This window comes from Bacillus sp. T33-2 (genome assembly GCF_002860205.1).
In the GTDB taxonomy this organism is placed as follows: Bacteria; Bacillota; Bacilli; order Bacillales; family Cytobacillaceae; genus T33-2.
Genome location: NZ_PGVB01000022.1, coordinates 1 through 19,851, shown reverse-complemented (window position 1 = coordinate 19,851; position 19,851 = coordinate 1). Strand labels below are relative to the sequence as shown.

24 protein-coding genes are annotated in these 19,851 nt (G+C 42.5%); 13 read left to right on the top strand and 11 right to left on the bottom strand.

All coding sequences use genetic code 11. From position 1 onward, the window contains the following. Window positions 1–243: 243 nt before the first annotated feature. Window positions 244–408 (bottom strand): hypothetical protein, encoded by a 165-nt coding sequence (locus tag CVD19_RS24845; protein WP_180953650.1) that lies wholly within the window; start codon window positions 406–408, stop codon window positions 244–246. Window positions 409–680: 272 nt separating this feature from the next. On the opposite strand from CVD19_RS24845, the gene CVD19_RS15350 reads away from it, so the two are divergent. Then, the gene (locus CVD19_RS15350) at window positions 681–1,043 is read left to right on the top strand and encodes a hypothetical protein (RefSeq protein WP_101582933.1); all 363 of its coding nucleotides are present in this window, start codon (window positions 681–683) and stop codon (window positions 1,041–1,043) included. A gap of 126 nt (window positions 1,044–1,169) precedes the next feature. Here CVD19_RS15350 and CVD19_RS15345 read toward each other — a convergent pair whose 3' ends face one another. After that, the gene (locus tag CVD19_RS15345; protein WP_101582932.1) at window positions 1,170–1,754 is read right to left on the bottom strand and encodes a class I SAM-dependent methyltransferase; all 585 of its coding nucleotides are present in this window, start codon (window positions 1,752–1,754) and stop codon (window positions 1,170–1,172) included. Window positions 1,755–1,962: 208 nt separating this feature from the next. Between CVD19_RS15345 and CVD19_RS15340 the strand changes: the two genes are divergently transcribed. From CVD19_RS15340 to CVD19_RS15325, 4 genes are all read left to right on the top strand, one after another. Next, window positions 1,963–2,235 (top strand): hypothetical protein, encoded by a 273-nt coding sequence (locus tag CVD19_RS15340; protein WP_101582931.1) that lies wholly within the window; start codon window positions 1,963–1,965, stop codon window positions 2,233–2,235. A 67-nt stretch (window positions 2,236–2,302) separates the two neighbouring features. Next, entirely contained in the window at window positions 2,303–3,631 is a 1,329-nt protein-coding gene (locus CVD19_RS15335; protein ID WP_101582930.1) for a Mur ligase family protein, read from the top strand. A 5-nt stretch (window positions 3,632–3,636) separates the two neighbouring features. Next, window positions 3,637–4,395, top strand: a complete 759-nt coding sequence (locus CVD19_RS15330) for a type 1 glutamine amidotransferase (RefSeq protein ID WP_101582927.1) — start codon at window positions 3,637–3,639, stop codon at window positions 4,393–4,395. A 163-nt stretch (window positions 4,396–4,558) separates the two neighbouring features. Next, window positions 4,559–5,065: a CBO0543 family protein gene (locus tag CVD19_RS15325; protein ID WP_101582925.1), complete on the top strand. Its 507-nt coding sequence runs from the start codon at window positions 4,559–4,561 to the stop codon at window positions 5,063–5,065. Window positions 5,066–5,255: 190 nt separating this feature from the next. Here the strand turns inward: CVD19_RS15325 and CVD19_RS15320 are convergent, their stop codons facing one another. Next, window positions 5,256–6,095, bottom strand: a complete 840-nt coding sequence (locus CVD19_RS15320) for an STAS domain-containing protein (RefSeq protein ID WP_101582923.1) — start codon at window positions 6,093–6,095, stop codon at window positions 5,256–5,258. A gap of 215 nt (window positions 6,096–6,310) precedes the next feature. Between CVD19_RS15320 and CVD19_RS15315 the strand changes: the two genes are divergently transcribed. From CVD19_RS15315 to CVD19_RS15310, 4 genes are all read left to right on the top strand, one after another. After that, a complete protein-coding gene (locus CVD19_RS15315) occupies window positions 6,311–6,730 on the top strand; it encodes a DUF1801 domain-containing protein (RefSeq protein WP_101582921.1) in 420 nt (139 codons plus the stop codon). 179 nt (window positions 6,731–6,909) lie between these two features. Further along, window positions 6,910–7,071: a hypothetical protein gene (locus CVD19_RS24840; RefSeq protein WP_180953661.1), complete on the top strand. Its 162-nt coding sequence runs from the start codon at window positions 6,910–6,912 to the stop codon at window positions 7,069–7,071. 88 nt (window positions 7,072–7,159) lie between these two features. Then, complete coding sequence (locus CVD19_RS24835) at window positions 7,160–7,327, top strand: hypothetical protein (RefSeq protein ID WP_180953649.1); 168 nt, start codon at window positions 7,160–7,162, stop codon at window positions 7,325–7,327. Window positions 7,328–7,544: 217 nt separating this feature from the next. Continuing rightward, complete coding sequence (locus CVD19_RS15310; RefSeq protein WP_101582919.1) at window positions 7,545–9,182, top strand: catalase; 1,638 nt, start codon at window positions 7,545–7,547, stop codon at window positions 9,180–9,182. Window positions 9,183–9,396: 214 nt separating this feature from the next. Here CVD19_RS15310 and CVD19_RS15305 read toward each other — a convergent pair whose 3' ends face one another. Then, window positions 9,397–9,558: an ATP-binding protein gene (locus CVD19_RS15305; protein ID WP_374702898.1), complete on the bottom strand. Its 162-nt coding sequence runs from the start codon at window positions 9,556–9,558 to the stop codon at window positions 9,397–9,399. A 233-nt stretch (window positions 9,559–9,791) separates the two neighbouring features. Here CVD19_RS15305 and CVD19_RS15300 point away from each other — a divergent pair, with 233 nt between their 5' ends. Further along, the gene (locus CVD19_RS15300) at window positions 9,792–10,298 is read left to right on the top strand and encodes a GNAT family N-acetyltransferase (protein WP_101582916.1); all 507 of its coding nucleotides are present in this window, start codon (window positions 9,792–9,794) and stop codon (window positions 10,296–10,298) included. A gap of 229 nt (window positions 10,299–10,527) precedes the next feature. On the opposite strand, the gene CVD19_RS15290 is transcribed toward CVD19_RS15300, so the two are convergent. The 4 genes from CVD19_RS15290 to CVD19_RS15275 form a co-directional block, all read right to left on the bottom strand. Further along, window positions 10,528–11,793: a sensor histidine kinase gene (locus CVD19_RS15290; protein WP_101582912.1), complete on the bottom strand. Its 1,266-nt coding sequence runs from the start codon at window positions 11,791–11,793 to the stop codon at window positions 10,528–10,530. A gap of 131 nt (window positions 11,794–11,924) precedes the next feature. Beyond that, window positions 11,925–12,287, bottom strand: coding sequence for a hypothetical protein (locus CVD19_RS15285; protein ID WP_101582910.1), 363 nt, complete (start codon window positions 12,285–12,287; stop codon window positions 11,925–11,927). A gap of 224 nt (window positions 12,288–12,511) precedes the next feature. Further along, window positions 12,512–13,792 carry an MFS transporter gene (locus tag CVD19_RS15280; RefSeq protein WP_101582908.1) on the bottom strand — a complete coding sequence of 427 codons (1,281 nt, stop codon included), beginning with the start codon at window positions 13,790–13,792 and terminating at the stop codon, window positions 12,512–12,514. 84 nt (window positions 13,793–13,876) lie between these two features. Further along, window positions 13,877–15,178, bottom strand: a complete 1,302-nt coding sequence (locus tag CVD19_RS15275) for an alkaline phosphatase family protein (protein WP_101582905.1) — start codon at window positions 15,176–15,178, stop codon at window positions 13,877–13,879. Between the two features lie 553 nt (window positions 15,179–15,731). Between CVD19_RS15275 and CVD19_RS15270 the strand changes: the two genes are divergently transcribed. Further along, complete coding sequence (locus CVD19_RS15270; RefSeq protein WP_101582902.1) at window positions 15,732–16,058, top strand: four-helix bundle copper-binding protein; 327 nt, start codon at window positions 15,732–15,734, stop codon at window positions 16,056–16,058. A gap of 143 nt (window positions 16,059–16,201) precedes the next feature. Further along, complete coding sequence (locus tag CVD19_RS15265) at window positions 16,202–16,849, top strand: superoxide dismutase family protein (RefSeq protein WP_101582900.1); 648 nt, start codon at window positions 16,202–16,204, stop codon at window positions 16,847–16,849. A 205-nt stretch (window positions 16,850–17,054) separates the two neighbouring features. Here the strand turns inward: CVD19_RS15265 and CVD19_RS24830 are convergent, their stop codons facing one another. From CVD19_RS24830 to CVD19_RS15255, 3 genes are all read right to left on the bottom strand, one after another. Then, a complete protein-coding gene (locus CVD19_RS24830; protein ID WP_180953648.1) occupies window positions 17,055–17,228 on the bottom strand; it encodes a hypothetical protein in 174 nt (57 codons plus the stop codon). Between the two features lie 252 nt (window positions 17,229–17,480). After that, entirely contained in the window at window positions 17,481–18,020 is a 540-nt protein-coding gene (locus CVD19_RS15260; RefSeq protein WP_101582897.1) for a hypothetical protein, read from the bottom strand. 383 nt (window positions 18,021–18,403) lie between these two features. Then, window positions 18,404–19,360 carry a S8 family peptidase gene (locus tag CVD19_RS15255; protein WP_101582895.1) on the bottom strand — a complete coding sequence of 319 codons (957 nt, stop codon included), beginning with the start codon at window positions 19,358–19,360 and terminating at the stop codon, window positions 18,404–18,406. A 185-nt stretch (window positions 19,361–19,545) separates the two neighbouring features. On the opposite strand from CVD19_RS15255, the gene CVD19_RS24825 reads away from it, so the two are divergent. Further along, entirely contained in the window at window positions 19,546–19,713 is a 168-nt protein-coding gene (locus CVD19_RS24825; RefSeq protein ID WP_180953647.1) for a hypothetical protein, read from the top strand. Window positions 19,714–19,851: the final 138 nt, after the last annotated feature.

Here is a 19,851-nt window from a genome sequence, read left to right as displayed (position 1 = left end):
GAGCTGGCGCTTCAAAAGGAGGAAATGTAGTATCCAATTACCTGAATACAATAATATCTTATGAATCAGCAGTACTGAACGAACCGGACAAGCGCATATAAATAAAAAAAGTTTTCTAGCCCCTGTACACAAAGACCAGCTGTATTCGCAGCTGGTCTTTGTACAGAATCGCAGAAGGAACACGGAAATTATATTAACATCTAATAGCACTAAGGCTTAATGAAAATAATATTTATAAACAGGTTAAGGGTGGCGATCATATTGGATTTTAGTGCTTGGTGGCATATCTTCAATTTTTTGATTGGAATGGCTATAGGAGCCTTTATCTGCTTTGGGGGCTTTTTCTTCTTCGTTCTCATCAGGAAAATAATGATGCGGATTGGTTGAGACGTGTCCGTCCAGATTCAAAATAGCAAAACCAGCTCACAAGGAAGCTGGTTTTATTTGTGAAAATGAAAATTATACGCTTGGCGTAGGGTTAAGGAAAGCTTTCAGCGTTGTATAAAAAAAGCCCATCTGAGTGATAGAATAAATTTAGGTTCGCCAACCAAAATTTAACTTATCAGGATGGACTTTTATGTCCAACTAAGATTGTACTCCCCCAATTATCTTTGCTTGTCACCGGGCTGGTTGTCATTTGTGGATTCACTACAGTAGGCGGGCTCGCCGGGATTTCCCTGTTGATAGAAAATCCTGTCTTTAATCAGCAGTCTTTTACCGAATTGAATTTGATTGGGTTCTTATTATTTTTAGTGATTGGCGGCTACTCGTTTCTTTTTTCATGTGCAATCAATGATGAGAAAAGGGCACTTGGGGCAGCAGCTGGTCTCACGGTCATATTCTTTGGATTAAACTTGGTGTCAAAACTGAGTGAGGATCTGAGCTGGATAGAAAATATCACTCTATTTTCACTCTTTAACCCTCAGGCGATCATACGGGGGGCAGCCGCGTTACTCCCAATCAGCACGGGCCTGTTAATGGGAGCCCTTCTATTATTTGGCTTGTCTGTAGTAACTTTTAAGAATAGGGACTTGCCTTTATAAAGGAATACAGGCAAAAAGCCGGAATCGACAGTTACATCGGTGACTATTGAAACCGGCCTTTTTTTATTCAGATTTCCGTCACTTAAGCGGCTGCACAGTTCGCAATCAAACGGTGTTTCATTAGTTCTACCTAATCGTAGCGAGAAAGAACAATTCGTTGTAAAAAAAACATTTGCGATATTTTTTAATTGGGGTGCAATTGAAGCCTGCTTCCTGAAAATATTTGAAATATCCATGCTCGTCCTGGATATACGCACCGTTATCATTTTTTTTCATGAACCAATTGTTTAACCGGGTTTTTTCAAAGAAACATGGCTCAATCACCAGGATTTTTCCGCTTGCTTCTTGCAACACTCTTCGGAATTCCTTCATATATATTTTTATCTCATCCGGTGGGATATGATGTAAAACGGCAATAATTAATATGATATCTACCGATACATCCGGAAAGGGCAGCTTTTCACCTTCCAATATCTCAAAATCATAATCAGGATACACCCGTTTGGCAAAGTTTATCCTTTTCTCGTCCGGATCAACTCCTACATATTTCCCGGGTTTGCCTAGCAGGCAATTTGCCCCTGTCCCCGCTCCAAAATCGAGAATTCGCTGGTCATCAAGATCGATGAAATTCCTGATTTTTTTGTGGATGTATTGGCTTGTAATCCATTTAGGCCGGATGATTCCGTGGTAAAGAAATGGCGAAAGCTCCAATGTGGGTACACTCCTTTATTCGGTCTCATTTAGTATCCAGCGCGTGGAAATAAACTATGTTTAGAAAAATAATGAATTACAGGGTATTGGTTCACAGATGCCTTTACCCGGAAAATATCTTACCGTAATAAAACTAAGCCCAGATGGACAATTTAATGAGGTATTGTAAGTTGAAAAATCGTTCCAGGCACAGAGGAGTGTTTTTTGAATGTGGGTTATAAAAACGAAACATGAGCGGGACAACGGAGGAACAGCAGCGCTTGAGCTTGAAAGCGAAGACGGCAGATGGGATGTAAACGCAAGGTGGGACGGCTGCATGGAAATCCACGTTTATTCCATTACCGAAGAAAACCGTGAGCTTAAGGACACTTTCCATACTTGTGACTTAGACGATTTTATTGAAAGGCTTCAATCATTGAACGGGGTATTAACAGAGTTCTTCGGCGATGGCAGCTATTGGGAGTCCAACCGAAACGCGTAGGCCGCTAATGATTCAGCTGGCACCGATGCCTAGGAGAAAACACTTCTGTTGATTGAGAGGGAATGAAATGCCAGTCAAAACAGCCATAGTAGCCGCGAAGATGGCCCAGAAGGCGAGCCGGTTATTAAACAAGAGAGGAAGCAATCTGCCCGGTTTGGTAGCCCGGAAGATTGAAAAAAACATCTTGAAAAAACTGGCAACAAAGACAGAAAAAATCATTTTTATCAGCGGGACGAACGGCAAGACGACCACCTCACAAATCGTCGGGCACATCTTCAAAGAAAACGGATACCGTTTAATACATAATGCTGAAGGTTCTAATATGATCACCGGCATTACAACCGCCTTCATTAAAAACGAAGGGATCATTGGCAGGAAAAAGGCCGATATCGCAGTAATAGAGATTGATGAAGGTTCAATCGAAAAAGTTTCGAAAGAAATCCAGCCGGGCTTGATGGTATTTACGAACTTTTTCAGGGACCAGCTCGACCGGTTTGGGGAAATTGACATTCTGGTTAATAAAATTGCCAGCGCATTGAAAAATTCCGCCGTGAAACTGCTTCTAAACACAGATGACCCACTTGTCAGCAGGTTGGGCCAAATTGGACTGCAAGCCGAATATTTTGGTTTAGGCCAAAACGCTTATGCTTTTGAGCAGCATAATATGATTGAATCCACGTTTTGTCCTCAATGCGGCGACCCTCTCCAATACACGCATGTCCATTATGGGCAGTTGGGCCACTATAGCTGCCAATGCGGTTTTGGCCGCAAATCTCCCAAATATGAAATCAATCAGCTAGAATTGAATGACGGCTTAAATTTAAGGACCAATATTGGTGACTTTTTAATCCCTATTTTCGGCTCTTATAACGCAATCAATGCACTGGCAGCCATTAGCATCTGTCTAGAAAGCGGCCTTAGCCCTGAAAATATCCAAAATGCCATGTCGACATTCCGGGTTGAAAACGGACGTATGGAACGGTTTCAAAATAAGGATAAACCAGTAGTGTTAAACCTTGCAAAAAACCCTGCCGGTGTGAACGTCACACTGTCTGAATCGAACGTCAGCAAGGAGCGAAAACAGTATTTACTTCCGTTAAACGACATGGGGGATGACGGTCGGGATATTTCCTGGATTTGGGACGCTGATTACGAAAAGATCAATCATTGTCTTACTGACCGGATAATATGCAGCGGCATTAGGGCAGAGGATATGGCAGTGCGTTTAAAATATGCTGGAATACCCCAAGAGAAGATTGAAATCGTCCGAAATGTCGATAAGGCCGTGGATGAATTATTAAAAAAACAGTTGAGCAGCTTTGTCGTTACAAATTATTCGGCCCTGCAACCGACAAGGAAAGCGCTCGTTAACCGGCTTAAAAATGTTAAAGGGTGATAGCTTTGCAAAGGAAAGGATCGTTCTTACCAGTCAAAACGCTGACATTGTACCACTTCTTCCCGGACAAGCTGAATCTTTATGGTGACCGGGGCAATATCACCAGCCTGGCCAAACGATGCGAATGGCGTGGTATTCATTTAGACATACAAGAAATAAGAACCACAGAAAGCTTGACACTGGAGGGTATGGATTTATTTTTTATTGGCGGCGGCAGCGACAGGGAACAAAGCATGGCCACTGGTGAACTCCTAAAAATAAAAAGCCAATTAAAAGATAAAATCGATAGCGGCGTTCCAGGCCTGACGATTTGTGGCGGTTATCAATTTTTAGGTAACCGGTACATTGATTCAAATGGAAAACAATTGCATTGCCTCGGAATCCTTGACTTTTATACAGTTGCCAAACAACCGAGGCTCACCGGAAATGTTTTGATTCGTTCAGAGCTTTTTGGTGAAATTGTCGGCTTTGAAAACCATGCGGGAAGAACCTACCATTCATATCCAACCCTGGGAAAAGTGCAGAAAGGTAATGGGAACAACGATGACAGCGGACAGGAAGGTTTACTATATAAAAACCTCATTGGAACCTATTTACATGGCCCCATCCTGCCGAAAAACCCTGCCATCGCCGACTATTTAATCATAAAGGCGATCGAGAACCGGTACGGCACAGAAACCGCCTCAAGCTGGATGACCCAATTGGATGATTACCTGGAGGATCTAGCCAGAAAGCAGGTTTGGCAAACAGTGCAGAATGGGTGACTGCGGAGTGTGCAAAATCGAACGAAAATTAATCGGTACAACAGCAAAAACAAAGAGAACAATTGAAATATGAACATATGGCATTGCTTATGGAATAGCAGACACATAAGGAATCGTAAACGGGGCAAACTCTAGTTAAGAAATGCTCGAAAGGGTAGTGAGTATGCATGTTGCTATCGCCATTCTAACCATTGCAGCGTCTTTGAAGTGGGGTAATTGGAAAAACTGGAGGGAATACCATGCCACTATGTTTTTTATTGCCACGGGGGGTTTGCTTTACGAATATATTGTAAAAGAAGATACCTTATGGAAGTTCCATCCTGATTTTCTTTATGGCCATGAAATGACTGTGCTCGTTTATGCGATCATTACCATGCCTATCAGTATATTTTTATTTCTTTCCCATTTTCCCGAAAAATGGTTTCATCGGTTTATCTACATATTGTTTTGGTCTGGAATGTATATTGCCACCGAATGGATTTTATTAATATTCGGCAGGATTTCTTACCAAAATGGATGGAAATTTTGGTATTCTTTTTTATTTGATCTTGTCATGTTCACAGTAATTGCCGTTCACCAGCATTACCCATTACTGGCATATATATTATCCTTATTCATCATTGTTTTCATGATTTCACACTTCCAAGTGCCTTTCAAATTTGCTAAATAATCCGAAGCCGATATTATTAATATAACTCCGGTTTGTCATAAAAGGGTGTTTTAGTGTGACCACATATATCCGAGTTTGAGATGTGGAGTTTTTTACAAAAAATTATCATTTATAACACAGAAGAACCCCCTTGGCTGCCAAGCGGGGTTCTTCATCAATTACCATAATATATGATTATGTAAATATAAAGTTACAAACGTGGTTCAACGACTAAATATTCTGCTAATGTTTGCTGTAACGTGCCCTTTGTTTCTGTCTTGCGTTCAAAGGAAATTCCTGAATGGATCATTTTTCTGACCAGTTCAGGGCGCAAACCGGTAATGACAGCTTTACATCCCATCATCGAGATGCCACTTAACACCTTTTGAAAATGGTCGATGACATCTATCTCCATCACCCCTATCCCGGAAAGGTCGATTATCAATGTCTGGATCCTTAAATTTGCGATTTCAATCAGTGCTTTTTCCTCGATTGTTTGCATGCGGAACGAGTCAATCGCTCCAATCAGCGGCAATACAGCTACAGTTTCGCTAATTGGTATGATTGGAACCGAGAGATGTTCAACCAATTTTCTTTGAGCGTTAATTAACTCATCCTTGTAATTTGAATAGCTGAGAAAAAAACTGTTAAGAAACTGATCTATTTGATCATTAATCCTCTTCTCTAACGAATAAAAGTCATCTATCCCACCGGAATTCCCCTTTAATCGGTCATATTGATAAAGAAAATGCCATACCGTCCGTCGAATGGCCTGAACCCATTCCAGTTTGAACGCCAGAGTCAATGAATGCTGCGCCCAGGCTACTCCTTCCTGCTCGGCAAAAGCTATGAGTTCGTCTTTTTTCATCTTGACAACATAAAGGACCAATTTTTCGGCATTTTTCAAAAGGTCAATATTGCCAGTTTCTAAAATGTCATTAATTTTGGACGCAACCTGGGATGCCTCTTTTAATAGTTTCTCGTCAAAATTTAATCTATTTTGGGTAATAAAATCTGTAAATCCCTCTCTGTGGTTAATATTACCTTGCATTTAAAGTTCTCCCTTCTTTCAATCGGTTGTCACAAATTTGGCATAATTACTTATTCTTTATTGCTATGATTATTCCTTCTTCAGTAGCCCTGCATCATAAAATTAGTCATTGTGAATTATCAGAGGAGGGTAGGATTAAAGTCACCCAACGTAGAAATATATGTGTTGAGCGTATAAATTAATATAAAAATAAAGGAACAGGAGGGATTCTCATTATGTACGAACAAAAAACAAAAGAAACCGACAGAAGTGTCATTGAGTTTATAGAAGGTGTCGAAAACCCCAAAAAGCGTGAAGACGCCTATAAATTATTATACGTATTTACTGAAACTACAGGATATGAAGGGAAAATGTGGGGGCCAAGCATTATTGGGTTTGGTTCATATCATTATAAATATCAGTCAGGCCACGAAGGTGATGCTCCACTGGTTGGTTTTTCTCCCCGAAAAGCGAAAATCAGTTTGTATTTTGCTACAGGAGATACAAAACGGGAGGAATTATTAAAGGACTTTGGAAAACATACAACTGGAAAAGCGTGTGTCTACATCAATAAAGTTGCTGATATCGATCTGGATGTTTTAAAAGTGTTAATAAACCAATCGGTAAAATTCCTGAAAGAAACCTATCCCGGATAATTTAAAAAAGTACACCTGGGATGAATCAAACGGTAATAATGGAACACCGATAATGAATGAAGTCGACAGCGAAACGACTGTCGATTTTTTTCTTTTAAACGTACGCTTTCCCTCTTGAAAAAACTGTTTTTCATAATAGCAGGAAATTGGAACAAAATAAAACAGGAGGTGAAACTTGGATGAAAACAAAGGATGATTTTTTACGTGGTGCAAAAGTAACGCAGGATAATCAAATTTTTGGGTCACAAAGCGGGGGGGGGGAAATGGAAGTTCCCCCCAGTCGGCCACCGGCGCAAAAAACCAGCAACCAAAAAGCAACAGTCAAAAATAAAACGGTCTGAGTCAAAAATAAAACGGTCTGATGGTTCAATGCGAATGATATTTTTACCGTAAAACAACTAACAATACCGAATCCAAGGAGGCAGCCAAATGAGCGGACAACATGAACAAAAAGCAGCAACTACACCAGGGATAAAAGGTGCAGAAAAAGTAATCAAAACATCACCGGAGCTTGCAGGGATGGATGACCGCACCACTTTAAACAACAACAGGTCCGGTGATGATATGCAGGATGGTGCAACAAGATCGGTGAAATAGAAAGAAAGGGTGTCAATCACCTCCCCAATAAGGTGGCACTGTTTAAGTGCTGCCTTATTGGGTTTTTGTCGTGCCAGTAAACATCAAAGATCCACAATTTTAGCTAAAAAGAACCAATGCCGCGCATAAAATTTGGGAAAAATATACATACTTTAAACTGGTTGCTAATTGCTATCTTTCAGCGAAGCTTCAAAGTTAATGACAAGGGAGGATTTAAATGGACGACAAGGACGGAGTTTATGGCACCAATGTTGAAGGGGTTGGAGGCCCGGACGATGAAAGGCTTGGAAAAGGTGAGGATAAGAATACGCTGACCAACAGGCAGGGTCATCCAATAACAGATAACCAGAATGTGAGGACAGTTGGAAACCGGGGTCCGACAACACTGGAGAACTATGATTTTTTCGAAAAGATCACTCATTTTGACAGAGAGCGTATCCCTGAAAGGGTTGTGCATGCCAGGGGAGCGGGAGCGCATGGTTATTTTGAAACATATGGAAAAGTGGGGTCAGAACCTGTTTCCAAATACACGCGCGCAAAGGTCTTCCATGAAGAAGGGAAGCGGACTCCCGTATTCGTTCGATTCTCGACTGTGGTAGGGGCGCGGGAATCCTCTGAAACGGCCCGGGATCCAAGGGGATTTGCCGTAAAATTTTACACTGAGGATGGCAACTGGGACCTTGTCGGGAATAATTTAAAGATTTTTTTTATCCGTGACCCAATGAAATTCCCGGATATGATCCATGCGTTTAAGCCTGACCCTGTTTCAAGCCTCCCAGATCCGCAGCGGATGTTTGACTTTGTGTCACAATCACCTGAAGCGACACATATGATCACATTCGTGTTTTCACCGTGGGGCATTCCGGCGAATTACCGCCAGATGCAAGGATCAGGTGTCAATACATATAAATGGGTCAATCAGGATGGTGAAGCAGTGTTGGTCAAATATCACTGGGAGCCATTAAAGCTTCCGATCAAGAACCTGACTCAAAAAGAAGCTGAACAGATTCAGTCCAAAACAACGAACCATGCCACTCAAGACCTTTACGAGGCCATTGAAAGAGGGGAATACCCGGAATGGGAAATGCAGGTCCAAATCATGAGTGATGGTGAGCACCCGGAGCTTGACTTCGACCCACTCGACCCGACAAAGTTATGGCCGCCTGAAAAATTTCCGTTTTTGCCGGTAGGAAAGATGGTCCTTAATAAAAATCCGGAAAACTATCATGCGGAAGTTGAACAGGCAGCATTTGGGACAGGGGTACTGGTGGACGGGCTGGATTTCTCAGATGACAAGCTTCTCCAGGGGAGGACATTCTCTTACTCGGACACACAACGGTACCGTGTCGGGACAAACTATCTGCAGCTGCCGATCAACGCTCCAAAAAAACGGTTTTCGACCAACCTTTGGGGCGGAAAGATGCTTTACCGTGTCGACCGTGCACCGGGCCAAAACCCCCATGTGGATTACGAGCCTTCCACGCTTGGCGGCCTGGAGGAAGCGGAACAAATCGGGAAAATCCATGAACCGTTCCATCGCGGGAGGCTGGTGCGCGAAGGGCTCGACAAGCCCAATAATTTTGGTCAGGCAGGAGATACTTACAGAGCTTTTGAGGAATGGGAAAAGACTGAGCTGATTAGTAATCTTGTCGATGCGCTTAAAGTATGTACGCTTGAAATTCAAAACACCATGATCCAGCATTTTACGGATGCGGATCCTGATTACGGCCGCCACGTCGCTGAAGGTTTGGCACTGGCGAACCAAACCAGGGCACAGGAACATACCAGTACCGCTGATGCTGACCAGGCAACACAGCAGGCGAGAAACATGGGACATGAAGCAGATCCATATTAATATCATTTAGCCCTCAATTTTACACCAAATTGAGGGCCTTATTTACGGCTATTTTATATAAAGTTGGTTGATTGTTGGTGATAAATGTAATTTGGGGCATTCAACTGGATAAAAAAAAGGAATTCCCCTGTCTAATGTCTGATAGAGTGTCCATATTGGACAAGAAACAGGAATTCATGTGTAAAGTCCGATAGAGCTTTCCGGCACGGACAACTCAACCTGTCCTTTTTTCGTTTGTTTGGGCGCTATCCTTATTTGCCTCAGGAAAGGTGACTACAAACTCAGTGCCTTTCCCTGGCCCACTATTCACCTGTACTGTTCCCTTAGATGCGCGAATGATGCTGAAAGCAACCATGAGGCCGAGACCGGTGCCAATGGTTTTTATAGAGATCTGGCTGAGTTTTTACTTGGATAAAACAAGGAAGGCCCTTCGGAAATTTGTCTTTTCAAAGACATTCGAAATTCCTAAGCAAATGGATTCCTTATCATTATACTCCTCCGGGAAAGATGTTTAAAAGTGAATGAAACTTGAGTAAGCAGGAATTGGAATGTTTTAGTAGAATTATTAGATTATATCAATATACATATATATTTTGAAGGGGTGGTATTTTGATTACTGTTCAACGGGCGGGCTCTCAGCACATTGCAGGAATTTCAAGGGTTTGCACGGATGGGTACAGAGATACATACAGAGACACTCATTCGGAAGAATACATAGAAAGAGTCATCAGCGAGTTTTATAACCGTGAAAGAATTCGTGAAGAGGTCATTTACTCTGGTGAGGGCTGGGATGGATGGTTCGTTGCATTGGAAAATGAAACGGTTTTGGGCGCAATCGGGGGAGGAATGATTGACAAAGACAAGGGTGAAGTTTTCGTGCTTTATTTGGATCCTGACCGCAGGGGAGAAGGAGTCGGCACCCTCCTGCTGAATGCGCTGAGCGAGGTGCAAAAAAGTAAAGGCGCAAAAGAGCAATGGGTTTCTGTCGCCAAAGGAAACCATAAAGGAATACCGTTTTATGAAGCCCGAGGGTTCAAATTTGTCAGGGAGCAAACCAGTTTTGGCAATAAACCAGAGGAAAATTACATGTCTTGCAGGTATTGCAGACAATTTTGATATCATATAATCACTATGAGGATTCAGATGAATACTGGTGGAACTTTGTTTGCCTCAGACGGGTTATTTATATTGTTTAGTTTTTTTCAATCATCATTTATCTAATACTTACTGGCCTGGGCGTTTATTTGTGAAAGTAATTAAGTTCCTTAACGAGAAAACAATATTAGACCGGGAAAGAAATGAAAAGTTGAATGAATTAATAAAGGTGCTGGCTCAGGGTAAATGATTAGCCAGCAACCTCAGCCAATGGTATGGATATGTTAAAGATGGTTCCTTTATTTTTTTCGCTTGTGACATTCCATTTACCACCCATCTCCCGAATGATATGCAATGTTACCATTAAGCCCAGCCCGGTTCCTTTTTCCTTTGTGGAATAATAGGGAAGACCCAGATTCTCAATTTGTTGAGGGGCCATACCTTCGCCGTCATCTTCTATCGAGATTTCCACCTGACGGTCACGGGTACATAGTTTCATCTTAACATGCCCTTGAGGACTTGCAGCTTCGATGGCATTTTTTATGAGATTCACAAACATTTGCTGCAGCCTGTCCGGGTTGCCCATGACAATGGCATGGTCACAAATATCCAGTGATAAGTTTACACCATGCAGGACCGAATAAGAGGACAAAGATTTTACTGATTTAGCCGCTTCATTTGAAATATCTACCTGGGACAGATAATCAATTTCATTGCTTTTCCCAAATGCAAGGTAGTCCGAAATGATTTCATTCGCCCTGTCCAATTCTTCCAAGCACACGTTAAGGAAGTCCTTCTCTGTAGCCGAAATATTCTTGGATCCAGACAACAGTTGAATAAAACCTCGTACGCTTGTCATAGGATTCCTGATCTCATGGGCCACGCTTGCAGCCATCTGGCCTACAACATGTAATTTCTCATTTTTTCGTATTTCTCTTAGCAGCTCCTTTTTCTCCCTGTGTGATTCCATCAGGTGAACGGCTAGCCATACCGTTACGCCATTTACAAACACAAAACAGACGTAACTGATGAATCGGACCGTGGTGAGAGGCTGTTGAAGAAGGATTGTTCCAATAAAGGGGATTGAAGCAGATGAAACAACAAGGAACACTATGGATAGCAATATCTTCTTTCTGCGTCCCCACATTTTAAAATTAGCCTGAAATCCTGAAATTACAAAGCTCGACAGGATCATGACGATGAAGGCGGGAATCATTCCGGTACCGCCCAGCAGAAAACGGATGACAAAGAAAAAAACCGTAACACAAATTCCTACAGGAGTTCCTCCGTAAACAAATGATAGAAACCACGGGACCATCCTTAAATCAAGAAAAATTCCTTTATCAATAATAATTGCGAATGCCATCGATAAACCCATTGTAATTGCACAAATATAGCCCCAGTAGGCACTTTGATGTTTATCAGTCTGCCTGTCATTTGTCAGAGCCAGATAAAGAATAATCGGGAATAGCACCATTAACATTTGGAGAAGGATATTATCAAATTGAAAACCCATTGTGGTTACCCCTTATGAGAGAGCAGTTTATTATTTAATACGAATTAAAAAAGCACAGCTTCTTCTATTTTAAAGGTATTTGACTCCCATATGAAGAAGATTTTAGCAAAAAAAAACGACCCCATTGGGTCTTATACTTTTACAGTGGCAAAATCTTCTACAACTTGCTTTACCTCTAACATCACTTCTTTTGCAGTGTCCGGTTCATCCAGCCTGATAACGAACACGCTCAGTCTGCCAACATACTCTGTCTTTGCCGATCTGTCTACTTCTTTCACTTTTTGTTTAATTCTTGATAGCAATTCAGCTTTTTCTTCAGGTGACCAAACCCCAACGGTTGGAAGGTAAACACTGTACGGAGTGGCATCCGTTTCGGCATTTACCATTAAATCAACCTGGTATTGGCCCTTTGGTGTGACAAGTAAGTTAAAGTAGGTTTTTCCATTTTGGTTCGTTTCCACATAGCAGTCCCAACCCAAAATATCCACCTCCATAAGTACCCCCTTAAATCTATACTACCATTTTTTTGACTATTTTGAAAGATTGTAATATTGGTGATTGATTACCAATATACATACTGCTTTTGGAAAATCGCTCATTACTTTCGAAAATATGCTAATCAGAAACCCATGTTTTACTACTCTGCTCCCTTGGATAAAACTTTGACCCTTCATGCTTAAAAAAGCCTGGCAATCATCCGCCAGGCTTTGCTTCGGTATCATATAGTTTGCTGGGTGTCTATCACAGCCGCGTCAACTTTTGGCTCCGGTACTCGTGCGAGGATGACAAGGCCGATGATGAAAAGGATGATCAGGCTAAACACGCCACTGCTCGAGCTCCCAGTAATCTGCGCTGTGGCTCCAACGAGGAGCGGTCCCATGATGGAAGCAAATTTCCCGAAAATGTTATAAAAGCCAAAAAACTCATTTGCGTTCTCTTTTGGCACAAGCTTGGCAAAATAGGAACGGCTCAATGCCTGGATGCCGCCCTGTGAGGAAGCGACGAGCATGGCCAGTATCCAGAAGTCCATTGTCGTTTCCAGGAAATACGCATAAATACAAACGATTGTATAGACGATTATGCCAACGTAGAGCATCTTTTTTCCGGTGAATTTATCAGCCAGACGTCCGTATAAAATCGCAAATGGTGCTGCCACCACCTGGGTTGCGAACAGGATGATCAGCAGATTGGTAGAGCTGATGCCAAGGTCGGTACCATAGGCTGTCGACATTGTGATAATCGTGCCAACCCCGTCGATATAGAAGAAATAAGCCAATAAGAACAAGAACAATGCCCGATATTTTTTAATTTCCTTGAATGTTTTGCCGAGGCGCTTAAAACTGTTTGCGACCGGGTTTGGTTCCGGTTCAACATAAAAGCGCTGTTGCACATTTTTAAACATTGGGAGGGAGAAAGTGGCCCACCAAACAGCCGTGATAAGGAAAGCGATTTGGCTTGCTGTTGTTGCGGAAACAGGTATCGTCTTGCTTTGCGCTAAAATAATGATCGCAATGCTGATGATAAATGGAATCGTGCTCCCGATATACCCCAAACTATACCCTCGGGACGAAACCCGGTCCATACGTTCATCTGTTGTTACGTCGACAAGGAATGCATCGTAAAAAATGTTCGAACCGGAAGATCCTATGACAATGAAAGTATAAGCAACCAGCAAGAGCAGCCATTGCTCACTCGGAATGAATGCAAGCAAGGTTGTGGAGAGAACACCTAACCCGACGAAAAATTTGAAAAAGCGTTTCTTATTTCCTTGATAATCGGCAATTGTGCCTAAAATTGGCCCGATCATTGCTAAAATAAATGTTGCGATGGCAATTGTGTAGCCTAAATATGCAGTAGAGTTGGCCGGACTGACACCCGCATTGGTGGCGGACGCCTTATAAAACAGTGGAAACACAGCTGTCGAAATGATGATTGAATAAGCTGAATTCCCCCAGTCGTAAAACATCCAGCTATTCTCTTCCTTTGTGAAACGCTTCATTGGTCAGCCTCCCAGTATCTATATCTTTCATTATACAAATAAAGTATTTTAGAAATTTGAGACTCCAGAAATTTAACATTACCTTTACACTGTTAACATTTCTTCCATCACCCGGCCATCTGTGTCTCCAAGGTCAAGGCCCAGCAAACGGGCGAAAGTGGGCCCTTCATCAACAAGATGCATGGCAGGAATAACGGTGTTTTGGCGGACTCCTTTCCCGGAAGCGATGAGAACGGTTTGGTAATTGTCTTTTTTAGGTGAATACCCATGGGATGCGTATGTATACCGTTTTGCCTTAACATCTTCATCTGTCACTGTATCAATGAATTCCCCGTCCAGAGCCTCGGTAAAATAAAACCCCCGGCGCGCTTCCACCATAAAGGCAGCGCGGTCGTCAGCGCCCATGGCGGCTGCTTCTTCCTTCGTAAGCACCCGTTCTATGCCATTGCTGGGATGTTGCTGCAGAGTATGCAGCAACTCTCTTACTTTTTCGTATGTTTCTGTTGTGTCTTTTACATAAACATATGCAGAACCGTCACAGCTTTTACAATAAGCTTTCCAGCCAGTTACTTTGCCGCGGTGATTCACCTCAATAAGCCTGTGTTCCTTAAGCAAAACATTCAGCTTTACTGCTTTTGATTCATCCAGTGCACTGTGGTCACCGAGCGCGACGATGGTGGAGTTTTCGTAAATTCCGGTCTCCTTCAACGCACTGATAATCCTCCCTAGGCGTACGTCATGGCGGCGCAGGGCTGCCATTGCTTCTTCTGATGAAAAGCCATGGTAATGCCGCTGGGTGTCAAGGTCAGTGAAATGCACAAGAAGCAAGTTCGGTTTTTTTGCTTTAATCGTTTGGACCGCCGACTCCAGGACAAAATCATCTAGCTCCGGCTGGCTGAGACCTTTTCGGATATGCCCAAAACGCCGGTTCATGTCCAGTTGGTAGCCTGGTGACCCATTCCGTAACGACACGGCGATTTGATTGTGCCACGGCCGGTTTGCAAAAATCTCGGGCATATTATAGTCAATATTCGCCTGAGCGGTTACGGGCCATAACAAAGCTGCCGTTGTCATTCCGGCTTTTTTCGCTTCATCATATAATGTCGGTCCTTTGATGTGGCGGCGGTGCCAGTACCAGTCAGGGGAAGGCGAGCCCGGTTGCAGGAATGTATTGTTTATGACACCGTGCCGTTTCGGGAATTTTCCTGTTACAATCGTCGCATGGCATGGATATGTAACAGAAGGATAGATGGTTTCCACTTGATTGCAATAGGATCCATTTGCAAAAAGTTCCTGAAAGTGGGGGAACTCCTTCAGCAGGGGGAAATCTAACGCAGAAAGGCAATCAAATGAAATCACAATCAAATGGTCTGTAAGACTAGTCATAACGACCTCCAATAAATAATGGTAAATAGTTCTATGAAAAGTATAACAGATAGCAATTTACAATGAATAGACGGTAAAAAGGGGACTATGGCTATAAATAAAGAAAAAACAGAAAATTCACTGCCGTCAGGATGAAATAACAATCTTTATCAAGTTGCTGCAAAACATGGAAGAAAAGCTGCTTTCCCTGGTATTGGGTTTGAAATCAACCGCAATGCATTAGAGAAGTTCCGTGTTGAACAACGGGTGTTCACACGTCCAAAAAGTTAATGCAAAAGACTGGTTTTTGGATGTCTAAGTTTACCATAAATGCCCGAACCAGCTTGACAAAAATACCCGTGTTTCTGGATGGTCATTTCATGAAGCAAGTGCATTGCCAGTAGTTAAATATTTCATTTTTTCTACAAGAGGCCGTCGCTATAAGGGCACTGCCTCTTTTTGCAATGAAAAATTAACGCGGCTGATTATGTTAATCTATCCAAACAGATGTTTATCTCCTGTTTGAAAGGTTAAAGCAATAGAGAAAGACAAAGGGAGGGAGGTGTAACCTGACATGGCCCATGAAAAATATTGCGCTGTTATTGAAGCATTACATGAGTGCATGGTTGCCTGCAATCACTGTTACAATGCATGCCTGGAAGAAGAGGATGTAAAAATGATGGCCAATTGTATTCGCCTGGACCGGGAATGCGCCGACATTTGTGCCTTTTTGGAACAGGCCCTGGTACGTGGTACGCCATTTGCCGCGGAATTGGCCGCAGTATGTGCAAAGATTTGTGAGGCATGTGGTAACGAATGTAACAAGCATGTACATGAACATTGCAAAAAATGCGCTGAGGCATGCTTTAAGTGCGCAGATGCATGCAGGATTCTGGCATAGGGAAATTGTATATGAAAGGGGTATGGATAATCATTTTTCCATTTTGTGACTTTTTATCCTGCCCTTTTTCGTTTTACTTTTCCTGAAATCAGGGACGAATATCAGTTTATATAAATTGACACAAACAGTAGGAGGAGCGAATCATGAATAATAATTCAGTAAAACCCCTGTCGGCAATGTTCGCGGTAATGCTCTTGACTGGGTGTGCAGCAAGTGATGGCCCGCAGGGCGCAAAAACTACACAAGAAAATATAGCGTTTGCGGAATCGGGATCAGGTCAGAAGAAAGGGCAGCGGGCGAAGGCAGAAATGAAAGATGTGAATGGCAATAAAGTTGGCACGGTCAGTTTTTCTGAACACGGCACCCATCTTTTTGTTGAAGCGAATCTTAAAGGCCTGACGCCTGGCCACCACGGCTTTCATATCCATGAAAAAGGTATTTGTGAACCTGATGCACAGGCAGGTCCATTTACAACTGCAGGTGGACACTTTAATCCAGCTGGGGCAACACATTCCGGACATGCGGGAGACATGCCGTCAATTTATGTCAATGAAGATGGCAAAGCTAAAATATCATTTTCATTTGATCGTCTGATAATGGACCATTTGAAAGAGCAGGAACTGGCGGTGATGATTCATGAAAAACCTGATAACTTCGGAAATATCCCTGACCGTTACCAGGCAGCTGGACAAGCCGGGCCGGACCAGGAAACGATGAAAACCGGTGATGCAGGCAAGAGGCAGGCATGTGGTGTCATAACAGTAAAAGCAAAAAAGGACAGCCGGAAGTGATCTAAATAAACACAAAGGAAAACTGCTTTAAGTGATGAATCAGCACCTGAACATTGGTGCTTTTTTAGTTGGACAGATGTTTAATCGTAGTTCAAAGGCTGTTCATTGAATCAAAAAAAGAGCAGGCTGCTATTCCTGCTCCTTCACGCTGTTTTATTACTAAAACGCTTGATCCTTCGACCGCATTTAAACTCTGTCATTATTGTTAATTCATATCATCGTCTTTAATGCTATCCTGTATTGTGCCATCATCTTTTGCTGGATCTTCTATTTCAGTATCTTCTTCCGGCGGGGGATCCTGAGTGTCATTCGCGCAACCTGCTAGAAGCATGGCTGCCAGGAAAGATCCTCCGAGCATCTTCATGAGTTTAGTTGCCATATTGAATTCTCCTTCCGTTTGGATTTTTACCTGCTGGCTGGTTCCTTAACCATAACATTTCCCAGCATTGCCGGGTCAGGGTATGTTACAGGTAACCTGCATAAAGGACCAAATCTTAGGGACGGCGATTCATTATCTATTTATTACCCATTTATAGCAATCTAAAAACCTGCTTTTGCAAACGACTCAATGCGATGGACGCAGTCCCGCTTCTGTTAGAATATGGTTTAAAAATGGCAGATTATAAGATTCTCAATCCCTGGATGATTCTTCGGGTTCATTTTGCTCTTCATTTTGCCTGAATTGAATGTCATCACTTATTCTTTTTTCATGCTGGTTCTTCAGTGTAAGAACTGCCGCTTTTCCGTCACTTGGCGAGCCGTCCGAAAAATACATGGGAAACAATGAGAAGAACGCAATATAGAATGAAAAATAGATAAACTGATACCAAAAAACTGACTCCTCAAGAATTCCTTGAGTGACCAGGGTGTAAAGAAGAAAAATTCCCGCCAGGTTAAATAACGAGCCGCCAAGGTATATAAATGCGTTCGTGACACGGTTATCATGCCTTAACGATTTAAATTCGCAGGCGCCATTCCAGAAGTAGTATTTTCTTACTTCGATATTCCAAAAGGAAAATAGCTTATTCCCGCATCCGAGAACGACTTTTTTCTCTTTTCCCCCGAAAATTGTCACAAAAAAAATATGCCCGCTTAAATGGATCAGAGTAACGATTGGAAGGATAAGGAAAAAAGATACCAGGAATTTTAAAATGTCCGCAAATCCAAACATGGATCACCCTCTCCTTGTATGTTCTGTGTTGTTTATTGTTGTCTGATTGAAGGACTTTATGTTGTACCCCGTATATAGAGGAGGGTAACTAGAAAATATTTCAGCATAAGTAGAATGCTGGATAAGAAGTAAAAAAGTACAGGACAGCTAAATAGAAAGACATCATACTACAGAAACGACAAAAGGAGCCGTGCTATCTAATCCAGCTCCTTTTGTTTGGATTCATTTGCCAACAAGAGGCACTCAGCCACGGTTTTAGAAAAAGATTTCAATGAAAAAAGGCAGCGACAGGCTGCCTTTCTTGTGAAATTAGCTATGAAAAGCTACAAACGAAATTGATCCCAACTGAACTGCCGATCCTGAATGAAGCGACGTTTAAATCTTCATATATTAATCAAAGCCCTTACTACTTGCTGGTCAAATACCTTTTCTACGTGGTCGAGCAGGGTCAAGTAGAGGAGGCCGTTTCCTTCAATTTTTGGCGAGTTGCCAAGCGGGACGGTTCTTTTTATGAGCTGGGCGTAAAGCTCTGGTTCACTCAGGTTCCTATCGAAAGCAGAATTGCTTAAATTTTTTAGAAGGGCAAGCGCACCTGTCACATGGGGCGTTGCCATTGATGTTCCGCTCAATGTGGCATAAGTTCCATTAAGGTAGGTGGAAGTGATTTCCTCACCTGGTGCGACTAAGTCGACCTGGTTGTTCGAATTGGTGAAGCCAGACGAATTCCTGTCCAGGTCAACAGCACCGACACTGATGACTTCGTTGTAGCAGCCAGGGTAGGCGAGTTCATCAGTTGTATCCAGTCCATCACCTTCATTGCCTGCTGCACAAACGACCAATATATTCTGCTTTACTGCTTCTTTAATGGCATCATGAAGCTCCTTAACATCCGCCGGGCCACCCAAGGACAATGAAATGATATCTGCCTTCTGTTCGATCGCATAATGGATGGCATTGATGATCCAGTCATATTGCCCAGATCCGTTTTTATCGAGGACTTTCAAGATTAAAAGGTCAGCCTCAGGAGCTACTCCCGCCACACCCGTGTTGTTCAGGCTTGCCGAGATCGTGCCTGCAACATGGGTGCCATGGCCATTGTCATCATGGAATTGTTCGCGTTGTCCGTCCTCTGTAAAATTGTGGCCGCCGACGATTCGGTCCTTCAAATCCGGATGATCAGCATCACAGCCAGTGTCCAGCACAGCAACCTTGATGCCTTTCCCTTTCGTCTGCGCCCAAATATCAGGTGCCTGGATAATTTCGACACCCTTTGGAATTTCGTTCACACGTTCCAGCTGCTTAATAAATTTGTACGGGATCAGATGAACATAGTTTTTCATTTTAACCCTCCTCAAATTTTTCTTCAGCGAACTCTCGTTGTATAAAAATCATAGCAATTACGCGGCCAAAATAATAGATTCGAAGGGAGGATTTTGAGATTTGCGCACAGGTGTTAAATGTAGGGATATAGTAGAAAGATTTGTAACGAAGGAGGACTGTTGGGAAAAGGGAGAAGAACAAGGAAATGACGAGAAGAATGCTGATTGAAGCTACCAATTTGCACACCACACACATGTTCACACAAAACATGATGCATTTAGTCACGATCAATGAGGATTACAAGGAATTACTTTCGAAAATGTTCGCCATTTTTGAGCGTGTTACAAAAGAAGTCATTGAATATGGCCAGTAAAACGTAATAACTACACTGGACTTTCCATCTTGGGAAATTGCAAAAGACATCAATAACATCTATTTAGGGACGTTGTTGAGACTCCCACGGCTAAAGCCGCAAGCCCTAAACCTTACGGTTTGACGGGTGGGATTCTTG